General features: G+C 68.5%; 20 protein-coding genes and 2 tRNA genes. 12 read left to right on the top strand and 10 right to left on the bottom strand.

What is annotated here, in order from left to right; all coding sequences use genetic code 11:
* Positions 1-89: 89 nt before the first annotated feature.
* Positions 90-1,631 carry a glycoside hydrolase family 13 protein gene (locus OG205_RS16365; protein WP_330278171.1) on the bottom strand — a complete coding sequence of 514 codons (1,542 nt, stop codon included), beginning with the start codon at positions 1,629-1,631 and terminating at the stop codon, positions 90-92.
* 303 nt (positions 1,632-1,934) lie between these two features.
* On the opposite strand from OG205_RS16365, the gene OG205_RS16360 reads away from it, so the two are divergent.
* Positions 1,935-2,007 (top strand) — tRNA-Gln (locus OG205_RS16360).
* Between the two features lie 80 nt (positions 2,008-2,087).
* Positions 2,088-2,159, top strand: a tRNA-Ile gene (locus OG205_RS16355).
* Here the strand turns inward: OG205_RS16355 and OG205_RS46780 are convergent.
* A complete protein-coding gene (locus OG205_RS46780; RefSeq protein ID WP_442916823.1) occupies positions 2,116-2,844 on the bottom strand; it encodes an inositol monophosphatase family protein in 729 nt (242 codons plus the stop codon). The genes OG205_RS16355 and OG205_RS46780 overlap by 44 nt on opposite strands.
* A 69-nt stretch (positions 2,845-2,913) precedes the next feature.
* On the opposite strand from OG205_RS46780, the gene OG205_RS16345 reads away from it, so the two are divergent.
* A complete protein-coding gene (locus OG205_RS16345; protein WP_330277101.1) occupies positions 2,914-3,888 on the top strand; it encodes an ArsR/SmtB family transcription factor in 975 nt (324 codons plus the stop codon).
* Positions 3,885-4,625: a DUF1684 domain-containing protein gene (locus OG205_RS16340; RefSeq protein WP_330277100.1), complete on the top strand. Its 741-nt coding sequence runs from the start codon at positions 3,885-3,887 to the stop codon at positions 4,623-4,625. Before OG205_RS16345 ends, OG205_RS16340 begins: the two co-directional genes overlap by 4 nt.
* On the opposite strand, the gene OG205_RS16335 is transcribed toward OG205_RS16340, so the two are convergent.
* Together OG205_RS16335 and OG205_RS16330 are read right to left on the bottom strand one after the other, a co-directional pair.
* On the bottom strand, positions 4,622-5,320 hold the full coding sequence (locus OG205_RS16335) for an aminoglycoside 3'-phosphotransferase (RefSeq protein ID WP_330277099.1): 699 nt from the start codon (positions 5,318-5,320) through the stop codon (positions 4,622-4,624). The genes OG205_RS16340 and OG205_RS16335 overlap by 4 nt on opposite strands.
* Entirely contained in the window at positions 5,317-6,204 is an 888-nt protein-coding gene (locus OG205_RS16330) for a hypothetical protein (RefSeq protein ID WP_330277098.1), read from the bottom strand. The genes OG205_RS16335 and OG205_RS16330 overlap by 4 nt, the downstream gene beginning before the upstream one ends.
* A gap of 333 nt (positions 6,205-6,537) precedes the next feature.
* Between OG205_RS16330 and OG205_RS16325 the strand changes: the two genes are divergently transcribed.
* The gene (locus OG205_RS16325; RefSeq protein WP_330277097.1) at positions 6,538-7,881 is read left to right on the top strand and encodes a pyridoxal phosphate-dependent decarboxylase family protein; all 1,344 of its coding nucleotides are present in this window, start codon (positions 6,538-6,540) and stop codon (positions 7,879-7,881) included.
* A gap of 114 nt (positions 7,882-7,995) precedes the next feature.
* A complete protein-coding gene (locus OG205_RS16320; protein ID WP_330277096.1) occupies positions 7,996-8,868 on the top strand; it encodes a helix-turn-helix domain-containing protein in 873 nt (290 codons plus the stop codon).
* 15 nt (positions 8,869-8,883) lie between these two features.
* Here OG205_RS16320 and OG205_RS16315 read toward each other — a convergent pair whose 3' ends face one another.
* Entirely contained in the window at positions 8,884-9,081 is a 198-nt protein-coding gene (locus OG205_RS16315; RefSeq protein ID WP_330277095.1) for a DUF397 domain-containing protein, read from the bottom strand.
* 180 nt (positions 9,082-9,261) lie between these two features.
* Here OG205_RS16315 and OG205_RS16310 point away from each other — a divergent pair, with 180 nt between their 5' ends.
* Genes OG205_RS16310 through OG205_RS16300 form a run of 3 tightly spaced genes read left to right on the top strand, consistent with a single transcriptional unit; the run spans position 9,262 to position 13,819 of the window.
* The gene (locus OG205_RS16310; RefSeq protein WP_330277094.1) at positions 9,262-10,578 is read left to right on the top strand and encodes an AfsR/SARP family transcriptional regulator; all 1,317 of its coding nucleotides are present in this window, start codon (positions 9,262-9,264) and stop codon (positions 10,576-10,578) included.
* Positions 10,575-12,839 (top strand): hypothetical protein, encoded by a 2,265-nt coding sequence (locus OG205_RS16305; protein WP_330277093.1) that lies wholly within the window; start codon positions 10,575-10,577, stop codon positions 12,837-12,839. Before OG205_RS16310 ends, OG205_RS16305 begins: the two co-directional genes overlap by 4 nt.
* The gene (locus OG205_RS16300) at positions 12,836-13,819 is read left to right on the top strand and encodes a hypothetical protein (protein WP_330277092.1); all 984 of its coding nucleotides are present in this window, start codon (positions 12,836-12,838) and stop codon (positions 13,817-13,819) included. Before OG205_RS16305 ends, OG205_RS16300 begins: the two co-directional genes overlap by 4 nt.
* Here the strand turns inward: OG205_RS16300 and OG205_RS16295 are convergent, their stop codons facing one another.
* Positions 13,820-14,836 carry a LacI family DNA-binding transcriptional regulator gene (locus OG205_RS16295; RefSeq protein WP_330277091.1) on the bottom strand — a complete coding sequence of 339 codons (1,017 nt, stop codon included), beginning with the start codon at positions 14,834-14,836 and terminating at the stop codon, positions 13,820-13,822. It abuts the gene before it with no gap.
* A gap of 157 nt (positions 14,837-14,993) precedes the next feature.
* On the opposite strand from OG205_RS16295, the gene OG205_RS16290 reads away from it, so the two are divergent.
* On the top strand, positions 14,994-17,711 hold the full coding sequence (locus OG205_RS16290; protein ID WP_330277090.1) for an AfsR/SARP family transcriptional regulator: 2,718 nt from the start codon (positions 14,994-14,996) through the stop codon (positions 17,709-17,711).
* Here OG205_RS16290 and OG205_RS16285 read toward each other — a convergent pair.
* Together OG205_RS16285 and OG205_RS16280 are read right to left on the bottom strand one after the other, a co-directional pair.
* The gene (locus OG205_RS16285; RefSeq protein ID WP_330277089.1) at positions 17,697-18,170 is read right to left on the bottom strand and encodes a hypothetical protein; all 474 of its coding nucleotides are present in this window, start codon (positions 18,168-18,170) and stop codon (positions 17,697-17,699) included. The genes OG205_RS16290 and OG205_RS16285 overlap by 15 nt on opposite strands.
* A 59-nt stretch (positions 18,171-18,229) precedes the next feature.
* Entirely contained in the window at positions 18,230-19,696 is a 1,467-nt protein-coding gene (locus tag OG205_RS16280; protein WP_330277088.1) for a sigma-70 family RNA polymerase sigma factor, read from the bottom strand.
* A gap of 339 nt (positions 19,697-20,035) precedes the next feature.
* Here OG205_RS16280 and OG205_RS16275 point away from each other — a divergent pair, with 339 nt between their 5' ends.
* Both OG205_RS16275 and OG205_RS16270 read left to right on the top strand, forming a co-directional pair.
* Positions 20,036-20,332, top strand: a complete 297-nt coding sequence (locus tag OG205_RS16275; RefSeq protein WP_319973018.1) for a YiaA/YiaB family inner membrane protein — start codon at positions 20,036-20,038, stop codon at positions 20,330-20,332.
* A gap of 175 nt (positions 20,333-20,507) precedes the next feature.
* Positions 20,508-23,090 (top strand): ATP-binding protein, encoded by a 2,583-nt coding sequence (locus OG205_RS16270; RefSeq protein WP_330277087.1) that lies wholly within the window; start codon positions 20,508-20,510, stop codon positions 23,088-23,090.
* Here the strand turns inward: OG205_RS16270 and OG205_RS16265 are convergent.
* Entirely contained in the window at positions 23,083-24,315 is a 1,233-nt protein-coding gene (locus OG205_RS16265; protein ID WP_330278170.1) for an RNA polymerase sigma factor, read from the bottom strand. The genes OG205_RS16270 and OG205_RS16265 overlap by 8 nt on opposite strands.
* Positions 24,306-24,629: a YciI family protein gene (locus OG205_RS16260; protein WP_330277086.1), complete on the bottom strand. Its 324-nt coding sequence runs from the start codon at positions 24,627-24,629 to the stop codon at positions 24,306-24,308. Before OG205_RS16260 ends, OG205_RS16265 begins: the two co-directional genes overlap by 10 nt.
* Between the last annotated feature and the right edge of the window lie 25 nt (positions 24,630-24,654).

Below are 24,654 nucleotides of genomic sequence, written 5' to 3'. Positions count from 1 at the left end.
CAAGACCCCCTGAATCCGACCTGGAGCTGATGTCCACGGACCGTACTCAGGGGGTCTGACAGTTTTTGTCGATCAGGTGAAATCGCTGGTCAGAGCTTCCACCAGAGTGCGGTGTCCGGCGGCAGGAGCAGCAGCCCGTCGCGCACTCCGTAGTACGACGAAGCGAGCAGCACCGAACCGGGATCGGGCAGTTCCACGACCGCCTCGGACAGGTTCACCGCGCAGGCGACCCCGTCCCGTTCGAACTGCAGCACGCCGTCCTGGCCGTCGACCCAGGTGAGGCCGGCACCCAGCGCCGGGTTCTCCCGGCGCACGCGCAAAGCGGTGCGGTAGAAGGACAACATCGAGTCCTGGTCGCCCGTCTGCGCCTCCACCGACAGCTTCGCCCAGTCCGCCGGCTGCGGCAGCCACGAGCCGCTGGTGCCGAACCCGAGCGACGGCCCGGAAGACGCCCACGGCAACGGCACGCGACACCCGTCACGACCGCGTTCGGTGTGACCGGACCGCTCCCACATCGGGTCCTGCAGCACCTCGTCCGGCAGGTCCAGCACCTCGGGCAGACCCAGCTCCTCGCCCTGGTACAGGTACACCGATCCCGGCAACGCCAGCATCAACGCCAACGCGGCGCGCGCACGCCGCACACCGGTCTCACCGCCGCCGTACCGCGTCACGTGCCGTTGCACGTCATGGTTCGACAGCACCCAGGTAGTAGGCGCCCCAACAGGTTCGACGGCGGCCAGCGACGAGTCGATGACCGACCGCAACGCCTCGCACGTCCATTCCGCCGTCAGGTAGTGGAAGTTGAACGCCTGGTGCATCTCGTCGGCACGCAGGTACATGGCCGTCCGCTCGGCAGAAGGCGTCCACGCCTCCGCCACGAGCACACGCTCACCCTCGTACGAGTCGACGACGGCACGCCATTCACGGTGGATCTCGTGCACGCCGTCCTGGTCGAAGAACGGCAACGGGTCCGTGCCCAGCAGCTTCAGCTGGTCCGCGTGACCGATGTCGGGCAGCCCCGGCGCCTTGATCATCCCGTGCGCCACGTCCACCCGGAACCCGTCGACGCCCAGGTCCAGCCAGAACCGCAGCACGTCGCGGAACTCCGCGCGCACCTCGGGCAGCTCCCAGTTCAGGTCAGGCTGCTCCGGCGCGAACAGGTGCAGGTACCAGGACCCGTCGGCCACCCGCGTCCACGCCGGCCCGCCGAACACGGACTCCCAGTCGTTCGGCGGCTGGTCCCCGACGCCCTCGCGGAACATGTAGCGCTCACGGCCACGTCCGGCCAGCGCCTCCTGGAACCACGCGTGCTGGTCGGAGCTGTGGTTCGGCACGATGTCGACGATCACCCGGATACCGAGCGTGTGCGCGTCGTCCACCAACGCGCGCACGTCGTCGAGTCCGCCGAACTGCGGGTCGACCGCGCGGTAGTCCGCCACGTCGTAGCCGCCGTCGGCCATCGGCGAGGCGTAGAACGGCGTGATCCAGACCGCGTCGACGCCCAGGTCGCGCAGGTAGGGCAGGCGTGAGCGGATGCCGGGCAGGTCACCGACGCCGTCGCCGTCCGAGTCGGCGAAGCTGCGCACGTAGACCTGGTAGATGACGGCGTGGCGCCACCAGTCCTGGGACATGTCCATGCCTTCCGATGGGGTGTGTCAGCGGTCCAGGAAAGACGTTGCAAAAGTTTTCCGCAAGTCGGCTTGAGGATTGCTAAAGATTTTGGACATGATCTGCAAACTTTTGCAGCCTGGGATATTGCGTTGCAAGCCCGCCACGCCATCCGTCAGAGTGGATCCCAACAGACCGGAGAAAGGAGCCAGCCGTGATGCAGCAACGCATGAACCATCAGCACGACTGGTGCTCCTCGGCATGAGCTGACCCTCATGTCTCCGGGGAGCCGTCCCGTCGCCGTCGCGACGAGGCGGCTTTTTTGATGCCCGTTGGTCCAATTGGCACGGACGCCGCGCTCTGGACGCGGAGATCGAGGTTCGAGTCCTCGACGGGCAGCTGTGACCGAAGCCGAAGAAGTCGAGGCACCAGGTCGTGGTCCTGGTCGAAGCCGGTGCGAGTCCGGTCGGTCACCCCACCGCGCGGGATCCGGCGATCACCCAGGCCTCATAAGCCTGGGGTGCCTGGTTCGACACCAGGACGCGCGACCAGCAGGGCGAGGAAGGCGTCGTGCAGGGCACCGTTGGTGGCCAGCACGACGTCCTCCTCGACCACCGTCACGCGGCCGCCCGCCTCCTCCACGAGCACCGGCAGGCAGGCCAGGTCGAACTCGTCCAGTCCGGCGCCCGCCGCGATCACCGCGTCCACCCGACCGGTGATCAGGTCCAGCACCGACGTGGAACCGTCCACCGCGACACACTGCTCCAGCACCGGCTTCCTCTTGCCGTGCAGGCACACTCGCGCGCCGTCGACAGTGTCGCGTGAGGACACACGGGCGACTTCCTCGTGCTTGTCACGAAAAACTCGACAGCCGATGCCCCGCCCCGCCGCCATCGTGATGCCCAGGGACGGCATCGCGGACACCGCCAGGGCACCTTCCAACGCCAGGTCCACCGAGTACGTCGGCCGTCCGGCCACGAAGTCGGCGGTGCCGCTGATCGGGTCGACCAGCCACCGCCGCCCGGAAATTCCCTCGCGCTCAGGACGTTCCTCGCCCACGACACCGTCTTCTGGCACCGCCTCCGCGAGCAACCGGCGAATCAGATCCTCGACTTCGAGATCAGTCGAGGTGACCTCGCTGCCGTCCTCCTTGAGTCGTACGTCGAGGTCGCCCGCGGTGAACGCCTCTTCCGCCACCTCCGCTGCCTGGTAAGCGATCCGCAACGCCAGCCGCATGTCGTTCCACATGGCCGCGAAGCCTGACGCGGGTGCTGCGCTGAGGTAACTGATGTAGCGTTGTGCTACATGATTGAGTTCGTGCTCGGCGAGTCCGACCTGGTGGACGTGCGGTTCGCCGTCTCGCCCCTCAGCGAACTCACGCTCAGCCTGCGCGTGCTGAAAGATCCGGCCAAGTACCCGTCGCACGTGCCGTGGGTGCGCCGGATCCGTGACGTCGACACGGAGGTGCTGCTCGCCCTGTCCACCGGCCGGGGCTGGACGCCGGACTTCCTGAGCCCCCGCCCGCTGACGCCGTTCACCCGCATCGAGGACGAGTTCGCGGCGCTGCGCGAGATCCCCGTCCGCACCCTGCGACGCGACCTCCGCGCGGTGTTCGGGGACGTGCCTTCCGTCCTGCGCGACCGCGGCCGGATGCTCGACGCGCTGGAGAACTACTGGCACGCGGCCCTGGCCCGCCAGTGGGACCGGATGCGCGCGGTGCTCGAAGCCGACGTTGCGTACCGAGGCCGGGAGATGGCCCAGCACGGCCTGGCGGTGATGCTCGCGGGGATCTCCGACCGGATCACCTTCTCCAGCCCCGTGGTGCAGGTGCGGATCGCAGGCGCCGAACCGCGACGGGTGGAGGCCGGGGGACAGGGGCTCACTCTGATCCCCAGCGTGTTCGCGCGGCGCACGGCGGTGCCCGTCGACCCCGGTGCGCCGCCGCTGCTGATTTACGCCGCGCGTGGCGCCGGCACGGTGTGGGAGACGGGGCTGGTTCGCGGGCCTCACGCGCTGGCCGGGGTCCTCGGTCAGGTGCGGGCGGATCTGCTGGCCGAGCTTGCACAGCCGTGTTCGTCCACGGACATCGCACGAAGCACGGGCGTCACGGTCTCGGCGGTGAACCAGCACCTGCGAGCGTTGCGCGACGCCGGCCTCCTGGCCTCGCAACGGCACGGACGCAGCGTCGTCTACGCCCGCACGGAACTCGGCGACGCTCTCGTTTCCCACTCAGTGGAACAGGGAAGCGACGCCGCGAGTCCGTCGTTGCCCAGGACATGAGCTTCGCTGAGGACTGGCAGACCTGGAAGACGGAGCGCGAGACCAACCTGGCCGACCCGTACGGGTGGCTGGCGCTGGTCTCGCTCGATTGGCTGGAGACGGCCCCACGCAGCTATGACGGGCTACCGGGCGAGTGGTGGCAGGACGACGACGCGGCCTACTGGCGCAACGACGGGGAGACCAGGCGGCTCGAACTCGTCCAGAGCGGCGGCGGTGAGCGCGTCGTGGCGGGCGACGTCGAGATCGAGATCGCCCGGCGCGGCGGGTACCTGATCCGCGTGCACGACCCGAAAGCCCCGGTGCTGCACGACTTCAAGGGCGTGCCGTCGTACGAACCCCACGAGAAGTGGGTGCTGGAGGGCGAGTACGAGCCGTTCGACGCGCCCGTCCCCACGACCGTCGGCGCGGTCGTCGAGGGCCTCAGTCACGTCTACGAGGCACCGGGCCGTGTGCGGTTCAGCTTCAACGGCACTGAGCACACGCTGACGGCGTTCAACGGCCGTAACGGCGGGCTGAGCATTCTGTTCACCGATGAGACCAGTGGCGTCACGACCTATGCGGCGAACCGGCAGATCGCCGCCACACCGCACGATGGCAAGGTCGTGCTCGACTTCAACCGCGCGACGAACCTGCCGTGCGCGTTCACCGACTTCGCCACCTGCCCGCTGCCGCCCGCGGGCAACCACCTGTCGTTCGGCGTCGAGGCGGGGGAGAAGACGCCGTACGAGCGGGGCTAGAAGAACTCGTCGAGAAGCCGGTACCAGGCGAGCATCTCCGGGCGGGGGGTGAGGCCGTAGGCGCGGTCGAACGCGGCTACGGCCTCTTCGCCCAGTTCCCGGTGCGCCAGCGCGATGTCACGATGCCGGTCGGACACACCCAGCCGTGCCACGTCGATCAGCACCGTCGAACCGTCCGGGCGCAGCAACACGTTCGGCGGGCAGAAGTCCCCGTGTGCCACGACGAGATCCTCGGCAGACGGAGCTGTGGCGACCAGCCGGTGCAGCAACTCCTCCGGTGTGACGCCGAGGTTGTCGTCGTCGAAGTCGTCCGCATCCACCAGGCCCGCCTCGACGTTGTGCCGAGCCCTTTCCAGCACGACGGGAATCGTGGCGTCGTAAGGACATGAGGCCACCGGCAACGAGTGCAACGACCGCAGCACGGTACCCATGACCGTTCCGGCGAGCACGGGATCGGCCGAGGTCAGCGAGGGCGCGCCGACATCGGCCAGTACCAGCCAGTCCTCGGCGAACGCCCTGATCTCCGGAACCTCGACGTGCTCGCCCAGCCACAGCAACCGGTCGCGCTCGTCCACGCCCGCACGCTTCACGTAGCTGGATCCCACCCACCAGACGTCACCGGAGAGACCTTCGTGGTCAGCGGACCACACGGCGTCCGGGCCGACCGCGTGCAGGACGTCCTCGGGGATCCTCACTCGCAGGCCGTGCCGTCCTTGTCGTTGTCCAGGCCGTAGATGTCCGTGCCGATGACCTGGATCGGGCCTCGCACGTACGCGGGGCCGTTTCCGGTACCGCCTGCGCAGTCCACATCGGACGCGATCGGCACACAGCCACTGTAGTTCTTGTCGCACGCGGGCTGCGGTGCGGGCTGAGGCTGGGGATTAGGCTGCGGATTGGGCTGTGGCTGAGGCTGGGGTTGCGGCTTCGGCTGCGCGACGGCCGCAGGAGCGGTGGTCGTCGTAGTGGTCGTGGTGGTTGTTGTCGTGGTCGTCGTGGTGGTGCTGGTCGGCGGCGCAACTGTAGTGGTCGACGTCGTGGTGGGCGCTGCCGTCGTCGTGAGGCTGGACGCGTTGCTCTTGTTCGACGGATCGCCACCGATGGCCGCTCCCACGATGCCGATCGCGAAGAAGAACGCGAGCAGGCTGGCCGCGCTGATGGCCACCGGCGCCACCCACGACTTGCGCGCCGTCACGACCGGAACGACCGCGCCACGGGGAATCTCGCGCGGCATCCGCAGGAAGATCTGCAACAGCCCGTTGTCGCCGAGCTGGACGTACGCGGTGCATCCCGTCGCCCCGCCGCCGGACTCCACGTGCATCAGCACGGGCGCATACCGTTGCGACATCAGGAAAGTCAGCTCGCCCACGCGGTACCCGTCCAGGCGCACCTCGATCCCGCGCTGACCCCGGTGCTTGCCGGCGGCGATCATGCACCACGTCAGGTTCACGGCGACGTGCCGCGTCACACCGCCCGGAACGGCGTAACGGGAGAGCACGTCCTGGTGGTGCTGCTCGCCGGTGACGGTCACCGTCACCTCGCCGGGGACCATCACCAGACCGGCGGCCGAGTTCTCGATCACTGTCGCAACTCCCTCGGGTGGGTTCGTACGGCCAGACCATCGAAGGCCCACTCCAGGTGTTACTTACCGTGCCGCAAAGTTGTGCCGAACGGGTGAAAATCGGCTCAAATCGTCACGGACGGTCGATGATCACCGATGTAAATCCTTTCCACGACGCCCGGCTGAGACACGGAACTCCCGAGAGAGCGTTTCCACGCTACGTTGAGCCAAAGGGCGCAACACCTTCACCCACGGGAGGGCGAATGGCGCTGGACACGCCGTGGCGGGCGTAGCGCGAACTGCGCGACTGATTTCCGCGAGCACACGGCGGGACGGACTTCGTACGGTGTGCTCATGCTGCAGCCGGACCGCGAGACCAGGGCCGAGTGGACGAAGACCGTGACAGCCTTCGTCGAGGATTTCATCGAGGGACTGGAGGCCGCGCCCGCATCGTCGCCGGGCACGGCACTCCTTCCTCCTCCGCCGGCGGAGACCCCCGGCGAACTCACCGACCTGCTCACCCGATTCGGCGACGCGGCCGGCCAGGCGGTGGAGACCGCGGGCCCGCGCTACCTGGCCTACTTCCCGGCAGGCGGCCTCTACAGCTCGGTCCTCGCCGAGTTCCTGGCCCAGGCCACCAACCGCTACACCGGCGTCGCCTCCACCGCACCCGCGCTGGTCGCGCTGGAACACAGCGTGATCCGCTGGCTGTGCACCGAGTTCGGCCTCCCGGCAGGCTCTGGCGGAATCTTCACGACCGGCGCGTCACTGGCCACTCTCTCGGCCGTGCACACGGCCCGACAGGATCGCCTCGGCGCCCACGACCCCAACGGCACCATCTACGTAACGCCGCACACGCACCACTGCGTCGCGAAGGCCGCCCATATCACCGGCTTCCCGCCCGAACGGATCCGCGTCGTCCCCACCGACACCGCACTCCGAATGGACGTGGCACAAGCACAAACCATGATCGCCGAAGACCGCACGAACGGCCTGCGCCCGTTCCTGATCATCGGCACGGCGGGCGCGACCAGCACCGGCATCGTCGACCCGCTCGACGACATCGCCGCACTGGCCAAGCGGGAATCCCTGTGGTTCCACGTGGACGGCGCGTACGGCGGCGCGTTCCAGTTGACCGAACGCGGCCGCGCGATCCTCACCGGCATCGACCGCGCGGACTCGATCGCGTGGGACCCGCACAAGAGCCTCTTCCTCCCGTACGGCACGGGCGTCCTGCTCGTCCGCGACGAGGTCAGGCTCCGCGCCGCGCACGTGGCGGACGGCGACTACCTGCAGGACCTCGACCGCGGCACCGGCCTGCCCGACTACGCCGACCTCGGCCCCGAGCTCACCCGTGAGTTCCGCGGCCTGCGCGTCTGGCTGCCGCTGCACCTGCACGGCGTCGCCGCGTTCCGCGAGGCGATCGACGAGAAGCACGACCTCGCCGATCATCTCCGCACCGAGCTGAAGAAGATCGAGGGCATCGAGGTGCTCCCGTCCGACCTCACCGTCGTCGTGTTCCGCAGCGCCGACAGCGAGCAACTCCTCAAGCGCCTCAACGGGTCCGGCAGGTTCTTCCTGTCCAGCACGAGGCTCGGCGGGAAGTTCACGCTGCGGATCTGCGTGCTCAGCCACCGCACCCACCGCGAGCACGTGGACGAGGTGATCGACCTGATCGAACGGCTCCGCTGCTCTTGAGCGCCACGATTCACCTGATCGAAGCATCGCTTCGTCGTTGACACCGCCTCGGGCGTGCATCATTGTGACTCGTGATGAATCAATATGACTCAAGGCTGGCGAGCAGGGCCGGCGGTGAATGACCACGCCTCCGCCAGGCAGGTCCTCGCCCGGGAGTTGAAGCGACTTCGGCTCCGGACCGGTCTGTCCGGCAGGGAACTAGGACGCAGGGCGTCGATCAGTCAGTCGAAGGTCTCCCGGATCGAGGCGGGCACGGCCTTGCCGACCGTGCCCGAGGTCGAGAATTGGGGGAGGGTGCTTGATGTTCCGGCCGAGACGGTGCGATGGCTCGCGATCATCACCGGCAACGCGCACCTCGAAGCGCATTCCTGGTCCGCCGTGCTGCAGGACGGGAAGCACCTGCAGCACGAGATCGGTGGATGGGAGGCCGCCGCCGCGGTCGTTCGCACGTACCAGCCATCGGTTGTGCCCGGCTTGCTGCAGATCGCGGACTACGCCCGCCGGGTGTTCTCCCTGTTCTCCCCTCCTTATGACGAGGCCGCGCTGGCGGCAGCGGTCGCGGGGCGGCTGGAGCGTCAGCTCGCTCTGTACGAGTCAGGACGGAAGTTCGAATTCCTGATAACCGAGGCCGCTCTGCGCTGGCGTCCAGGGCCTCCGAACGTGCTCGTGGCTCAGCTCGACCGGATTCGGTCGATGTCCACCTTGGACAACATCGGTATCGGTCTGATTCCGCTCGACGGCGAAGCCGTGGCAACGTATTCGCATGGATTCGTGATTTATGAAGGAGGGCAGGAGAGTGTCGCGACCGTGGAGATGATCCACGGACCGCTGACTGTCGATTCGGAAGTCCAGGTCGAAATGTATCGCCACCGGTGGTCGCTTCTCGGTGAGATGGCCTTGCGTGGAGACGATGCCCGGTCGCTGCTCGATGATCTGATCGGCCGGGTCAGGCGTCACGCCGCGCTGGACGGCGACGGCACGGCGTGACGCGTCCGCGGATGATCAGCTCAGTTTGAACTCGCCCCGGAGCACGCCGCCCCGGAACGCGAGCCATTCGGCCCTGGTGAACCAGAGCACAGGGCCAGAGGGATTCTTCGAGTCCCGCACCAGAACACCGACCTGTGTCATCGCCACCTCGACGCACTCACCTCCGCCTTCGCTGAGGGTGCTCTTCTTCCAGGTGAGACCGCTCTTCTTCATCGTTTGTTTCTCCTTTTGGTGGTGAGCCGCTTTTTGCGGCGATGGGAGAAACGATGGCCGTCGTGGTTGCCACGTCGTTTGCGTTGAGATTCCATCCTGTTGTGGAAGCGTTTCCCTGCATTGGAAATGGGTGCTATGGAGTTACCTGGAAAACGTGTCGAGTTCCGTGTCTGGGGAGAGGTGGGCATCTACGTCGAGGGCCGTCGAATCGGCCCTGCGAAGAAGGCCTCCTGGCTGCTGGGGTGCCTGCTGCTCGGCGATGGGCGACCGGCACACCTGAACAAGTTGTACGAGTGGATGTGGGACGACCCTCCCTCGAGCGCGGAGACCGAACTCGCCAAGCAGGCGACCGAACTCCGCAACGTCCTTGGCCAGGCGGGTTTTCCGGACGCGCTGCGGAGCAAGGACGGTCTGCGCTGGCTTCACGTGCCGAACGAACTCGTGGACGCCCGCAGGTTCCGGGCGCTCGTCACCAAGGCGCAGGCGGCCAACAGGCGATCCGTTGTGGGACTTCATGAAGCGTCGGCGGCGTTGAAGGAGGCCCTTGATCTTGCGGTCGGGGAGCCGCTGGCCGGCGTGGCGACCTCTCACGCGGGGCAGGAACGAGCACAACTCGAGGGGGTCCGGCGCGAGGCGCAGCGTTTGGCTGCCGAAGTCGGCGTGGAACTCGGCCACCACCGCGACCAGATCGAGATCGTCACGCGGCTGCACGCCGTACATCCCGAAGACGTGGCGATCACGTCCCTCGCCGCACGGACGTTGTATCTGTGCGGTCGTGCCCCTGACGCGCTCAACGTCATCGCTCGTCACAAGGAGGCCATCGACGAATGCGGTCTTCTGGTAACCAAGGAGATCAAGGACATGGAGACTCGCCTGCTCAACCACGACCCTGGCCTCGAACCGCTCGTGCGACGTGAACCCGGTCCTTCAGAAGGCCGTCTCGTGCTGGCGCTCAAGACGGAGTCGCGCGGGTTCGAGTCCCTGAAGTCGTTGATCCCTGACGCGTTCGGGTGTGATGACATCGCCGTGCAGGTCATGCCAGGGCATCTGTTGTGCGATCTGCCTTCGGGTATCTCGCCCCGGATGGTTCTCGGCCGAGGGCTGAGCCGGCTCTCCGATCTCGTGCGGCAGCCGGTGAGCGCGGGTGTCGCGGTGGGCGACGTGGAACGGGCGCATGATCTTGCCGCGTCCAGGTCCGCGCTCGCCCGACTACGTGCCGCGTCAGGCCGCTTCCTCGTCGTCGCGATCAGCGCCGAACTGTTCGAGTACGTCGACCGGCCCGATCGTTCGGCCTACTGCCGTGCCGAGGACGTCAACGGATGGGTGCGCGTCCCGGGGTATTCCGTGCCGCCGGACAGTTCGTCCGCCACACCCGACCGCCAGGACGAAAAGCCCTCGCAGAAGTCGTACTCGGTCGTCTTCAACGGGACGACCTCGATCGGTACACAGCACAACGGTGATGCCACAAATCACTACCACTTCGGCGGTGAGCGATGAGTGACGACACGACGACCGCGACTCCGTCGCCAGACCCCTCGGCCGCGAACGCCGGCAAGTCGGGCACTGAGCCGCCTGACAGCTCCCCGTCGTCCGGTCCCGGCGGTGCGAAAGAGCCCGACCAGCGTGATCTGGGCGAGGCCTACGCACGAGGTAAGCGTCTGACAACCGACGGCACGATGAACTTCAATCGCGATGCGTCCATCGAGGACTTGCAGGTCGGCGACCGGTACATCTACTACAACTACAACTACAGGTCGTTCAGCGACTCCGGCACGTTCCGTGCCGTCCCCGTTCGGGAGGAGGTCCTCCAGTGGGTGCGCAGCCGCTACGTTCCGGTGGCGAACTACGCGGATCTCCTGGACACCTTGAACCAGATGCAGATTCTCGTTCTCAACGGCCGGCCTGGTACCGGGCGCTTCACGACCGCGTTGCGGCTGCTCGATTCCTTTGTATCCGGTGTGATCTCACACGTCGACAGTGCCGATGATCTCAACAAGTTCGACGAGTCCCACATCGAGGACGATCGCGGTTACCTGATGGAACTCTCGCGGCCCCAGGCCGAGGCGTTGACCGAACGCGTTCTCGAGGCGCTTTCGGGCAGGCTCGCCCTCAAAGGTGCCTATCTCGTGGTCATCTGTCACCGAGACGGCCAGGACCACATGCTCGGTGGGTTCGCCCGGACGTGCCCGCCCCCGAACATCGACGAACTCGTTCAGCGTCACCTCACCGAGGAACTGCGCGACGACGACTGCGATGTCGACGATGTGCTGCAACAGCTCTACACCAGCGACGACCTGCGCGTGGCGCTCGGCGCCACTCCCAAGCCCGCGGAGGCGGCGCAGATCGCGGGTTTCCTGGCGGAAATGGCTCGAGGTGAGATTGTACTGTCCGAAGTGGAGAGACGAGCCGCTCTGCTGGTGCGCAGGCAGGTCGAGGAGTGGTTCGCGGAGCTGTCAGGGCCGGTCGGCACGCTGCCGGAGGCCATCCGCATGACCGCGTTCCGGATCTCCCTCGCGGTCTTCCACGTCTCGGAGTACGACGTCGTCGTGAAGGCTGGAGCGATGCTCGCGACGACGTTGCTGAAGAAGGCGAAAGGTGACCACGCCAAGAAACCCGAGGAATCGCTGTTCGCGGAGGACCACGGAGTCAACCTGCCCGCGTCCCGCGCCACGATGGAGGACGGCACCGTCTCGTTCGGCGGACTGGAAACTCCCACGAAGCTGGTCATGTTCGCCGACGATCGCTTTCCCGTGGTGCTGCTCAGCCATCTCTGGCATCGACATCACAAGCTGCGTGAAGCCGTCCTGGAATGGCTGACGGACTTGAGCGACGACCACAGGCCCATGGTCTGGGTGCGAGCCGCACAGGCCATGGGCCTGTTCTGCTCGTTGTCGTTCTCCAGCACCTTCACGGAGAACATCGGGCCGTTGGCGGAGGCTGAGGGGGAAGAAGGCGAACGCCGCAGGTGGTACGCGGCCATCGCGCTCGACCACGCCGCGCGCGATGAGCGGATCGCGGGTCCTGTGTTCGAACGACTTCAGGAGTGGCGGCGGGACGGAAGTGAGGCCCAACAGTGGACCGCCGCGGCAGCGCTCGGCTATGACATCGGACTGGATCGCATCGATGACGCACTTCGTGAGCTACGCGTTCTGGGGACGCCGTCGGAACGCCTGTCCGCGTTGCAGAAGGCCGAGTACAGCGACCTCGTGCAGGTCGCGAGTCGCAGCATCGCGAACCTGCTGACTTTCGGCGCCGTGACCACCGTGCTGGAAAGAATCTCCGAGTGGACCCGGAGCAGGCGGCAGAGTGTCAGAGATCTGGCGCGGTGGAGCATCGCGTATCTGATCCACCGGCGTGGGTACTCCCGGCACGTCCTGGTTCATGCCGCGGGACGGAGCGACCTGTTGGGCACCGCGAACAGAATGCGCTGGCCGCTGCTGCTCGCGTTGCTGGAGAACGAGCCCGATCACACCCGAGGTGTGTCCGAACTGGTCAGGTGGGGCCTGGGCGGTCGTGACCACGGCGAGGTGTTGCACGATCAGTTCCGGCGTTGGGTCCAGGTGGCGGAGAAGGATCCGGTCTGCCTCGACGCGCTCGCCGCTTTCATGCCGCATCTCATCTTGGGGCACAGCGACTTCCGCCGCTTGCAGCACCTCATCGAGCGGATGCGCCGCGACTGGTCCGACCCCCTCAGCGAGGACACCGCGCTTGTACTGGAGAACTCCATCCTGTTGCACGACGAGAGGACTGCTTCATGACCCGCCAGTTGTCCGATGACGATGTCGCTTCGCAGGCCTACCGCCACACCGCCACCGGCGAGGACGGTGCGGCAGAGGAAGGCGAGCAGGAGGACCTCTGGCCATTGCCGGAGCGGCCCAGGGACATCGCCGGGCCGATCCTGGGGGACTGCCGACTGGGCAAGTGGGACGCGTTGCGCGGCCGCATGCCCGCGGACGCCCGCACCGCGAGGGTGTTCGTGACGACGTCCGGTAGGCGGCTGTTCTTCGCGCCAGACCAACAGCCTTCCGGCCGCAGGCTGATAGCCCAGCGGGTGTGTCACGTCTACGAGGTCGACATGGGTGTACACCTGACCCGTGTCGAGGTGAAGCTGCCTTGTGCGGGCGATCAGTGCTTCTTCGACGGGGTCGTCGAGTTGCGCTGGCGAGTGAGCGACGCCGAGGCCGCGGTGAAATCCGGCGTGTCGAACGTGGCGAACGAGTTGATGCCCGAGATCACGAAGCGCCTGCGTGAAGTCACGCGGAAGTTCGACATCGAGCAGGTGCACGACGCGGAGACGGCGGCTGCCGATGCGCTGACCGGTGAGCGGCTCGGCGTGGATTTCGGTCTTGACGTGCAGGTCTTTCTGAACTTCAGCATGGACGAGCCCACGTTGGCGCACGCCGCGCTGGTCCGGAAGGTCGACCGGTTGCGGCACATCATCGCCGAAGGCGACTACCACCAGTTCGCGTTGCAACTGTCGTTGCGGGAGGACAGCATCGCGGAGGTGATCCAGACGTTGGCGGAGGAACGCCACAGCAGCAAGCAGGTGGTGGTGGATTTCCTCACCAGGACCCTGGAGTCGGACGCGATCGAACGCTGGGAGATCGAGGATGATCTGCGTGTCCTGCTCCAGTCCATGCGGGAGTGGAGCAACAACGAACTGGCCGCGGTGAAGGAGACCAGGTCGACCTCTCTCGGCGCAGGCAGGCGCCCGATTCAGGGTGGGGAAAAGCGCTGATCAGGCGCTGGAACGCTTGATCAGTGTGGTCGGCAGCAACAACGACGGCGGCAGCCCGTCCTCGCCCGCGAGTTCCGCGAGCAGCCGCCACGTCATCGTGCGGCCCAGCTCCTCGACGTCCTGCCGGATCGTCGTCAGCGGCGGCGTGGCGGTCGCGGCGAACACCGAGTCGTCGAACCCGACCACCGCGACGTCCTCGGGAACGCGTTTGCCCTGCGCGTGCAGCACCTGCAGCGCGCCGAGGGCCATGATGTCCGCGGCGACGAACACCGCGTCGAGGTCGGGAGCCTTGCGCAGCAACACTTCCATGGCCCGTGCGCCGCTCTCCGGCGTGAAGTCGCCGTGCGCGACCAGGTCGCTGGAGAGCTTGGCCTCGCTCAGGCCGCGCTTGAATCCGCTGAGCCTGTCGGCGCCTACGGCCATGTCCTTCGGGCCGGCGACGGTGCCGATTCGCTTGCGTCCCAGCGACGCCAGGTGGCGCGCTGCTTCCAGGGCGCCGGTGAAGTTGTCGGCGTCCACGAACGGGACCGGTGTGCCGAGTGGACGGCCGCCGGAGACGACCGGCAGGCCGATCTCGGCCAGCATCGGCACCAGCGGGTCCTCGCCGTGCAGGCTGACCAGCAGCGCGCCGTCGACGTGGCCGCTGCTCAGGTACGTCACGAGGTCGCTGGTGTCGGACGGCTGGCTCATCATCAGCAGCAACTGCATGTGGCGGCCGGCGAGTTCGGCGTGCACACCGCGCAGCACACCCGCGAAGAACGGGTCGGACAGGACTCGGCCGGTCGGCTCCGAGACCACCAGGGCGATGGCGTTGGCCCGGTTGCCGGCGAGCGAGCGTGCGGCCTGGTTGGGGGAGTAGCCCAGCTCCGCGATGGCGGCGTGCACGGCCTCCCGGGCCTTGGCGCTGACGTACTGCTCGTCGTTGATCACGCGCGAGACGGTCGACTTGGACACCCCGGCGACCCGCGCGACCTCTTCGATCCGGGGGCCGGGACGTCGCTTCGCCGTCTCGGTCATGCGGTCATCCTAGGCTGCTTGGCCGGACCACGATCTGCTCAGGTCCATCTTCGTTCCCCCTCTTCACAGCGGCGTCGGCCCAGTTTCCAAGATCGCCCGCACAAATTCCGCACAGCACCCCCGAGTTCTGGCACCATGCCCCTCGAGGGAGGGGTCAGTGCGGTATCGGCTTCTTGGGCCGCTGCAGATCTGGCGTGGGGGCGTGGAACTGCGGCTGGGCGGGCCCCGGCAACGGGCACTGCTGGCAGCGTTGGCCTTGCACGCCAACGAGACGGTCAGTTTTGAACATTTGAGCGAAGCGGTGTGGGAATCTCCACCCGCGGCTCCTGAATCGAACATCCGAACCTATGTCGCCGCCTTGCGCAAGCTCGTGCTGGACGACCTCGTCACCGTTCCCGGCGGATACCGGCTCAAGGTGCCGGACGGAGAGGTCGACGTCGCCGTCTTCGAGCGGTCGTGTGCGGCCGGCGACGAGGCGTTGAAGCTGGGTGATCACCGGGCGGCGGTCTCGCGGTACGAGGAAGCGCTCGCGTTGTGGCGTGGACCGGCGCTGGACGGCCTCACCGTGGGGCCACGGCTCGAAGCCGAGCTCACGCTGCTGCAGGAACGGCGGCTCACGGTCGCCGAGCAGCACGCGCGGCTGTCGATCGAGCTGGGGCAGGGCGAGCGGCTGATCCCCGAACTGCGGCGGCTCACCAAGCAGTTCCCGCTCAGGGAACAGCTGTGGCTGCAGCTCATGCACGCGCTGCAGCGGGCCAACCGGCCCGCGGAGGCGTTGCAGGCGTTCGAGGACGTGCGGGTGCTGCTCGCCGCCGAACTGGGCGTCGATCCCGGCAACGACCTGCGGGAACTGCACGCGCGGCTGCTGCGCGGGGACGAGCCCCGGCCCGCCCTGAACACGCTGCCGCGCGACGTCGCCGACTTCACCGGCCGCGCGGTCGAGATGGAGCGGCTGACCAGGGCCGTCACCGGGAAGTCGGCCGTCGTGATCTCCGCGATCGACGGCATGCCGGGCGTCGGCAAGACGACGCTCGCCGTGCACCTGGCGCATCGCCTGGAGTATCCGGGCGGTCAGCTGTTCATCGACCTGCACGCGCACACCGCGGGCCGTGCGCCCGTGGAACCGACAGACGCGCTCGACGTGCTGTTGCGCGCGCTCGGCATGGACGAGATCCCGGTCGGCCTGGACGAACGGGCCGCGATGTGGCGCGGCGAGCTGTCGAAGCGCAGGTTGCTCGTCGTGCTCGACAACGCGGTGAGCGCTGAGCAGGTGCGCCCGCTGCTGCCGGGCGTGCCGGGCTCGTTGGTGCTGGTCACGTCACGGACGCGCCTGGTCGAGCTGGAAGGCACGTCGACGCTCACGCTGGACGTGCTGTCCGAGGCGGAGGCGCTGCAGCTGTTCGCCACGATCGTCGGCGACGAACGCGGCACGGACCCGGCGGCCCGCGAGGTCGTGGAGCTGTGCGGCAGGCTGCCGCTGGCCGTGCGGCTGGCAGCCGGACGGCTCCGCAGCCGTCCGACCTGGAACACCGCCCATCTCGCGACGCGGTTGCGCGAAGGACGATTATCCGAGCTGGACGCGGTCTTCGCGTTGTCGTTCGGCCAGCTCCCCGCCGGTCACCAGCGGCTGTTCGGCCTGCTGGGCCTGCACCACGGCACGGACTTCGACGTCGACCAGGCCGCGGCGCTGGGCGAGCTCGACCTGCTGGAGTGCGACGGGATGCTCGAGGACCTCGTCGACGTCCACCTCCTGGAGGCGACCACGCCCGGCCGGTACCGGATGCACGACCTGCTCCGGCAGTACGCGCAGTCCAAGGTGCACGCCACCCGTGAGCCGCTCACCAGGCTGCTGGACCACTTCCTGGACACGGCGAACCAGGCGACGAGGCTGATGTCGCCCGCCGCGCGCAAGTACGAGGTCGACATCACCTACCGGCCGGAGTCGCGGCTCGTGCTGCGCGACTACGACCACGCGGTCGAGTGGCTGGAGACCGAACGTCAGACGCTCGTGGCCGCCGTGGCGTTGTCGCTCGACGGTGACTGGCGCACGCACACGTGGCAGCTCGCCCGCGCGTTGACGTTCTTCTGCATGGTGCGCGGCCACACGCGTGACTGGGCCACGATCAACGAACTGGCGTTGGAGGCCGCGAAGGACGAGCCGGTCGCCCTCGCGATCACGACCAAGAACTACGCGATGGTGTTCTGGCAGACCGCGCAGTACCCGAGGGCCATCCACCACAACGAGCGCGCGATCGAGATGCTCCGCGAGCTGGGCGACCTGCAGGGCGTGGCGGGCACGCTGAACAACCAGTCGCTGGTCTACCGGTCCCTCGGCCGGCACGCCGAGGCCGCTGACCTGCTGGAACAGGCCATCACGGTGGCCCGTCAGCTCGGCGACCGGCACCTCGAGTCACAGGCGATGAGCAACGTCAGCAACATCTACAGCGCGCTCGGCCGTTACGACGAGGCGTTGCAGGCGTGCACGTCCGCGCTCGCGTTGATGCGCGAGATGGGCAGCCGCCGCGACGAGGCCGACACTCAGAGCGCGCTGGGCATGATCCTGCACGCCATGGGCCGGCACTCCGAAGCGCTGGAGGCGTTGGAGTCGGCGTTGGCGGCCGTGCGCGCGATCGGTGACGTCACAACGGAAACCGTGGTGCTCAACTACCTCGGCGAAGTGCTGACGGCGGCCGGACGTCCCGCTGAGGCCCTGGCACCGTTGCACGAGGCGCTGGAACTGGCGGAACGGATCGACGACCGGCGTGAGGCCGCGAACGCGCACAAGCACCTCGCCCGCGCGGTCGCGGATCCCGCCGAGGCGGCCCGGCACCGGAAAGAGGCGGACGAGCGCTTCGCCGCGCTAGGCGCCGACTGAACGGGGGCCCGGCCTCCCGCCGGGCAGCACCGCGCCGCGCGGCAGCCCGTCCCGCAGCAACGGCAACAGCCTGGGGTGCTTGCTCATGAGCACCGCGGCTGTGCCGTTGCGCTGCTGGATCCTGCGGCAGAAGTGGGGAGACAGCCCCACCCCCAGATAGGCCTCCGCGCGTGGCCCGTAGACGACTGCGTTGCCGAGCCCGCACCACGCGGCCGCGACCGCCTGGCCGTCCGCCCAGAGGTACCCCTCGACGTACACGCCGCCGTGGTGACGGCCCGCTTCGCTGAAGGCGTCGCTGAACGTCACCTGGGGCTGCAGGCGCGTCCGGTCGTCGGCGGACCACCAGCCGCCGACGTCGAGCACCAGCCCCTCGACGCTCGCGTGCGCCCACTGCGAGTCGTCGACGAGCGTGCGGAACGGCGCTTCCAGCTCCTGCAGCGCCGCCGTGAGCTCCTCCACCCGTTCATGGTGCGGTGCTCACGCCGATCGCGCTGTCCGAAGTGGACTCGGTTCTGGGACTAGGCGATCGTGATGGTGATGCTCACCTGAACCTGCCCCGCCACGCCGGTGATGACCCCGTCCCCGGCCTTCGGGCCAGCCTGCAGCCGCGCCCGGAACGTCAGCGTCTGGCCGGGGGCCAGCGGCTCCCCGCCCTCGCACGTCACGGTGCCCTTGCCGGCCGGGCACCCGACGAATCCCACCGACATCTTGCCCGCTCCGACCGTCTTGACCTTGTCGGGCATGGTCAACGTCAACGTTGGCAACGTCGTGGGGGACGCGCCGTTGTTGGTGATGCTGATGTTCATCTCGTTCGGCGGGCCCTCGGTGGTCATGGCGATGGTGCCGGGCGCGGACGCCGACAGGTTGGCCGACGCGGGCGAGATCGTCTTCTCGTCCTCCGGCTCCTCGGGTTCCTCGGCCTCGGTCGTCACGGTGCCCGGCGCCGATCCGGCGGCGGTGCCCTTCGTCGGCGTGCTGCCGGTGCTCTGCGTGGTACCGGGCTGTGAGGTCTGCCCGGATTCCGCCGTGGCGCTCGTGCTGGTCGCCGGGGCGGCGCCGATCGTGGTGGCGGGGCTGTCGGAGGTGACGACGCCGCTGGCGGTGACCACGACGACCGCCGCGGCCGAGGCGGCGACGCCCAGCCACGTGGAGGCGCTCAGGGTCACCACGGCGCCCTTCGTCGCCGCAGCCGCGGCGGCGAGGTACCCGGTGGTGCCCGTGCCGAGCACGATGGGGGCGACCAGGCCGCGCAACGCGCCGTTGACGTCGGACAGTTCGCGCGCGAGCTTGCGGCATTCCGCGCAGTTGTCCATGTGTTCGTCGAGGTGGACGGCGTCGCGGCCCTTGAGTCCGCCGCGTGTCCAGGCGCCGAGCTTCGTCACCGTGGCGCGGCACTTCTCCGCGGGCTCCTGGTTGACGTGCGCCTGCAGGAACGCCTTGCGCAGACCCTCGCGCGCACGGAACGCCATCGCGGACACGCCGTTCGCGGTCAAGCCGAGCAACGGCGCGATCTCGCCGGGCGACTGTCCCTCGATCGCGGTGTGCCACAGGACTGTCTGCCACCGCTCGGGCAGCGTCGCGAACGCCGTGGCCGCCATGGCCTGGTCGAGATCCTCGACCGCCTTGTCGCGGAACGGCACGCTGGTCGCCTTGGTGGCGCCGGGAACCTCTTCGATGTCACCGGCCAGCTCGACCCGCTTTTCCTTGCGGGTGCGGTCATACGCCGCGTGCCGCACGGCCGTCAGCAGGTACGGCCGGAACGAGGCACCGGGACCGCCACCGCCGCGCAGTGCGGCCAGAACCTTCGCGAACGCTTCCGCCACAAGGTCATCGGCGTCCGAGGACGACGAGGACAGCTGCATCGCAAGCATGGTCGCCGAGCGCACGTGACGTTCGTAGAGCTTGCCGTACTCCTCGACCTTGCCATCTCTGACTGCATCGATGAGATCGGCATCCGACGGCGGTCGTCCACGCTGCCCGATCAAAGAAAGCCGCCCTTAACGTGATGCCCTGTGCTGATACGCGGACCCTATCGAGATGTCTCAACCCGAACAATCCACGCATACGAAACTGATGCAATAAAAGAGGTTCCGGTCCGGGTCGGTCCAGGTGAACAGAGGCCGGAAGGCCCTAGCGGTGGCAACTTCGCTGTGGCGGCTCACCGTTTTGTTCGCGAAACTAATCGGTAGCGGATGTCCATTTCCCTGACCATTCGCAAAAGGAGCAGCTTTCGTTAGGGCAAATGCACGCACAGTCATGCGGATGATCTCGAGTTGAGTAGCCGTACTCATGACAGCGCCGGTGTCGCACAGGAATCTCGGATCATGACGTCTACCGCGCCCTCGCACACCCCGACGACCGGTGCCTTCTACGTGCAGGCGGTCCTCTCGTTCGGGCTCTCGCTGACCGCCGTCGGCATCGGAGTCGTGTTCCTGCCCGTCGACGGATGGGTCCGCGCGTTCCTGGGGATCGCGATGCTCTACACGGTCACCTCGGCGTTCACCCTGGCCAAGGTGCTCAGGGATCGGCAGGAGGACACCTACATCACCAGCCGGGTGGACAGAGCCCGGCTCGACAAGCTGCTGACCGACCACGACCCGTTCAAGCTCGACGTGCCGTGAGGAAACGAAGACCGGTTGCCGCCCCCGTCGCGGCAACCGGCCTTCTCCGAAGGTGGCCGGTCCCCCAGAACCCGTACCGGCCACCTGAACTGATCTCATTCTTTAGCCCGAACGGCGGTGGCAACAGCGACAACCCGCACAGCCCACCGATACAGTCGGTGTAGGGGAGGGCTGTGTGGACGGGTCTTTCGGCGCGTTGCTGCGCCATCACCGGCTGGCCGCGGCGCTGACGCAGGAAGCGCTGGCCGAGCAGGCCGGAATCAGTGCTCAGGCCATCGGCGCGCTCGAACGCGGAGTCCGCCGGTACCCCCACCGCGAGACCGTCACGCGGCTGGCCAGAGCGTTGCGCCTGAACTCGCAGGAGCAGTCGGGCCTGGTCACCGCCGCGTCGCGCCCGTCAGTGCCCCGTGCCGAACTCGAACCGTCCGGTCAGGTCGTGGCCGCGCAGCTGCCCGCGAGCGTGCAGGGGTTCACCGGACGCGAGGGCGTTCTGCTGACCATGGACGCGTTGCTCGCGCACGAGTCGAACGCCGTGGTCGTGTCCGCCATCGCGGGCATGGCCGGCATCGGCAAGACGACGCTGGCCGTCCACTGGGCCCATCGCGCCCGGTCGCGGTTCCCGGACGGGCAGCTGTTCCTGAACCTGCGCGGGCACGGCGGCGGCGCCCCGGTGACGCCGCTCGAAGCGCTGACCCACCTGCTGGCCGGCCTCGGGCTGGAACGCGCCAAGGTCCCCGCCGACGCCGAGACGGCCGCCGCCACCTACCGGACGTTGCTGGCGGATCGGCGCGTGCTGGTCGTGCTGGACGACGCGGTCGACGCCCGCCAGGTCCGGCCGCTGCTGCCGGGCTCGCCGGGCTGCCTCGTCCTCGTGACCAGCCGGTACCGCCTGGACGGCCTGGTCGCGCGCGACGGCGCCCGGCGGATCCAGCTCGAGCAACTGGATCCGGACGCGGCGCGGGACCTGCTCGTCCACGTGCTGGGGGAGCAGCGGATCGCGGCCGAACCCGACGCCGTCACCGACCTCGTGGGGTTGTGCGCGGGGTTACCCCTGGCGTTGCGCATCGCCGCCGCCCACCTGCTCAGCGGCCGGACGATCGGCGGGTACGTGGCCGCGTTGCGCTCCGGCGACCGGCTCGCCTCGCTGGCGGCGCCCGGCGACCCCGACACCGCGGTCGGCGCGGCGTTCGACCTGTCGTACGAGGCGCTCGAACCCGCCGCGCGCCGGGTGTTCCGGCTGATGGGGCACATGCCGGGCCGGGACCTGACCGCGGACGCCATCGCGGCGCTGACCGCGCTGGACCCGGCGGAGACCGAGCGCTGCCTGCGCCTGCTCACCGCCGCGCACCTGGTCGACGAGCACCGGCCCGGCCGGTACACCTTCCACGACCTGCTGCGCCTGCACGCCGCCCAACTCGCCGACACCGAACGAGAAGCCGCGGCCGAACGCCTGTGGGGCCACTTCGCGCTGACGTTGCTCAACGCCGGTGAACGGGTCGATCCGCGCACGTACCGGCACGTGCTGGCCGAGGACTACCGCCACACCACGTTCATCGACGACATCATCGCGAACACGTGGATCGACGTGGAGACCGAGAACCTCGTCGCCACTACGCACGCCGCCGCGAAAGCCGGCCACACCCGGCTCGCGGTGCAGTTGCTGATCGCGCTGCACTCGCAGTTCGAACGCCACCGCATGGAGGTGGTCTGGCTCGACACCGGCACGGCCGTCCTGGAGGCCGCCCGACGCAGCGGTGACCTCCTCGCCGAGGCGCACGCGCTGCGGATCATCGGCGACGCTCACTGGTGCGGGTGCGACTACGAGCAGTCGCTGACGTTCCTCGGCAAAGCCCTCACGGCCGCCGAAGAGCTGGGACACAAGGAGTTCTACCGCGTCGTGCTCTGCGCGTTGGGCCGGACGTCGATCTCGATGGGCCGGCCCCGCGACTGCGCCGACTACTACCAGCGGGCACGCGAACTCTGGCGGCAGGACGGCAGGCCGAGCGTCGGCTCGCTGGTCCTCGGTGACGCGTACTGGGAACTCGGCGAGCTGGACCAGGCCTACGCACTGCACACCGAGGCCATCGAAGTCTCGCGCGACAAGGGAATCCGCTTCGGCGTGCTGCTCGGCGAGACGCACGCCGGCCGTTCCTGCCAGGCACTCGGCCGGCTGGAACGAGCGATCGAGCACTACGAGGCAGGTCTGGCGTTGTGCCGCGAGTTCGCCGAACCGGCCGAGGAGGCCGGCAACCTCGCGAACCTCTCCGGCGCCTACCGCGACCTGGAGAAGTACGACCTCGCCCTCGACACGGCACGGGAGGCGCTGGAGATCGCGACGCGCCTGGGCATGCGACGCACCCAGATCAGCGCGTGGCACGTGCTCGGCAGCACCCACCTCCTGCTCGGCTACGACGACGCCGCCCGGACCGAACTGCGCACCGCGCTGGACCTGGCCGTCGCCACCTCCCATCAACGCGGCCGGTGCGACGCGCTGATCTCGTTGGCGGCACTGCACTTGCGGCACGAGGAGCACGACTCCGCCCGCGCGTCGGCCCAGGAGGCGCTGGAGATCAGCCGGGGCACCGGGCACCGGCTGATCGAGGGGGAGAGCCTGCGCGTGCTCGCCGAAGCAGACCTCGCCCAGGGCCGGGTGGACGACGCGCGGCGCCGGGCGGAGGAAGCAGGGGCGTTGCACACGAGGTCCGGCCATCGCCTTGGCGCGGAACGGGTCGCGGACGTCCTGCGCCGCATCACGTGAGCAGCTGGTCCCGGCGCCGGGTCAGGTAGGCGACCTCCGCGGTGTTTCCCGCCAGTTCGATGGCCTTGTCGTAGGCCGCGCGCGAATCCTGGCTGCGGCCCAAGCGGCGCAACAGGTCGGCACGGGTGACGTGGAAGGCGTGATAGCCGGCCAGTCTGTCTTCCAAGCGGTCGACCGCCGCCAGCGCCACCTCCGGGCCGTCGAGCTCGGCGACCGCGATGGCCCGGTTGAGGGCGACGACCGGCGAGGGATCGACGCGGACGAGCTGGTCGTAGAGGGCGAGGATCTGCGTCCAGTCGGTGTCGCGCATGTCGCGGGCGGACGTGTGCACGGCGTTGATCGCGGCGAGGATCTGGTAGCGACCCGGAGCCACCCCGGCGGCCAGACGTTCTCGCACCAGCCGGTGGCCTTCGGTGATCAGCGCGGTGTCCCAGGCGCCGCGGTCCTGTTCGGTGAGGGCGACCAGTTCGCCGCCGGGCGAGACTCGGGCGGACCGACGTGCCTCGGTGAGGAGCATCAACGCGAGCAGCCCGGCCACCTCGCCGTCGTCCGGCAGCAGGACGCGGATGAGGCGGGTCAGCCGGATCGCCTCGGCGGTCAGGTCGTGCCGCAGGGGATCGGTGCCGGGACCTGTGGCCAGGTAACCCTCGTTGAACACGAGGAACAGCACGGTGAGCACGCCGGACACGCGTGCTGGGAGATCCTCGGCAGACGGCACGCGGTAAGGGATGCGGGCCGCCTTGATCTTGGCCTTCGCACGGGTGATCCGTTGCGCCACGGCGCTTTCGGCCACCAGCAGGGCACGGGCGATCTCGGGCACGGTCAGACCCCCGACCATGCGCAGCGTCAACGCCACGCGTGCCTCCGCCGCCAGCGCCGGGTGGCAGCAGGTGAAGATCAGCCGGAGCCGGTCGTCGTCGATGGCGCCGAGAGGCTCGTGCGGGGTGTCGTCGTGCACCATCCGAGCCTCCTCGTGCTTGTCGTCGCGCTTGCTCTCCCGGCGGATCCGGTCGATGGCCCTGCGGTTCGCGGTGGTGGTCAGCCACGCGCCGGGGTTGGCCGGCACACCGTCGGCGCGCCACCGCTCGACGGCGATCGCGAACGCCTCGGCCGCCGCCTCCTCCGCGATGTCGAGATCACCGAAGCGCCTGGTCAGGGCGGCGACCACCCGCGCCCACTCCTCGCGGTGGGCTCGGGTGACGGCCGCTTCGGCGTCTACTGAAATGGCCGCACCTCGATCTTGCGATCGCAGACCCTCGACGCCTCGGTGGCGAGCTTGAGCGCCTCGTCCAGATCGGCCGCCTCCCACACCCAGACGCCGGCGAGGTACTCCTTCGACTCCACGAAGGGCCCGTCGCTGAACAGCGCCTCCGCGCCCCGGTTGTCGACGACCGTGGCCGTGTCGGTGTCCGCGAGCCCGCCCGCGAACACCCAGTGGCCGTCGGCGATCAGCCGCTCGTTGAACGCGCTGATGGCGGGCCCCCGGTCGGTGCTGCCGGGATTGCTCTTGTCGTCGATCACGGAAACCAGATACCGCATCGGAAGCTCCTCTCCTGTGGGTGAT

The sequence above is a fragment of the Lentzea sp. NBC_00516 genome, assembly GCF_036346835.1.
GTDB classification, from domain to species: domain Bacteria; phylum Actinomycetota; class Actinomycetes; order Mycobacteriales; family Pseudonocardiaceae; genus Lentzea; species Lentzea sokolovensis.
The sequence above is the reverse complement of the archived record's forward strand: the minus strand, read 5'-3'. Positions and strand labels throughout refer to the sequence as shown.

Coding starts and splice junctions, on each gene's coding strand:
- OG205_RS16365 (WP_330278171.1), bottom strand. CDS start 1,631: ATGTCCCAGGACTGGTGGCGCCACGCCGTCATCTACCAGGTCTACGTG.
- OG205_RS46780 (WP_442916823.1), bottom strand. CDS start 2,844: ATGCGGCTGGCGTTGCGGATCGCTTACCAGGCAGCGGAGGTGGCGGAA.
- OG205_RS16345 (WP_330277101.1), top strand. CDS start 2,914: ATGATTGAGTTCGTGCTCGGCGAGTCCGACCTGGTGGACGTGCGGTTC.
- OG205_RS16340 (WP_330277100.1), top strand. CDS start 3,885: ATGAGCTTCGCTGAGGACTGGCAGACCTGGAAGACGGAGCGCGAGACC.
- OG205_RS16325 (WP_330277097.1), top strand. CDS start 6,538: ATGCTGCAGCCGGACCGCGAGACCAGGGCCGAGTGGACGAAGACCGTG.
- OG205_RS16315 (WP_330277095.1), bottom strand. CDS start 9,081: ATGAAGAAGAGCGGTCTCACCTGGAAGAAGAGCACCCTCAGCGAAGGC.
- OG205_RS16305 (WP_330277093.1), top strand. CDS start 10,575: ATGAGTGACGACACGACGACCGCGACTCCGTCGCCAGACCCCTCGGCC.
- OG205_RS16300 (WP_330277092.1), top strand. CDS start 12,836: ATGACCCGCCAGTTGTCCGATGACGATGTCGCTTCGCAGGCCTACCGC.
- OG205_RS16295 (WP_330277091.1), bottom strand. CDS start 14,836: ATGACCGAGACGGCGAAGCGACGTCCCGGCCCCCGGATCGAAGAGGTC.
- OG205_RS16275 (WP_319973018.1), top strand. CDS start 20,036: ATGACGTCTACCGCGCCCTCGCACACCCCGACGACCGGTGCCTTCTAC.
- OG205_RS16260 (WP_330277086.1), bottom strand. CDS start 24,629: ATGCGGTATCTGGTTTCCGTGATCGACGACAAGAGCAATCCCGGCAGC.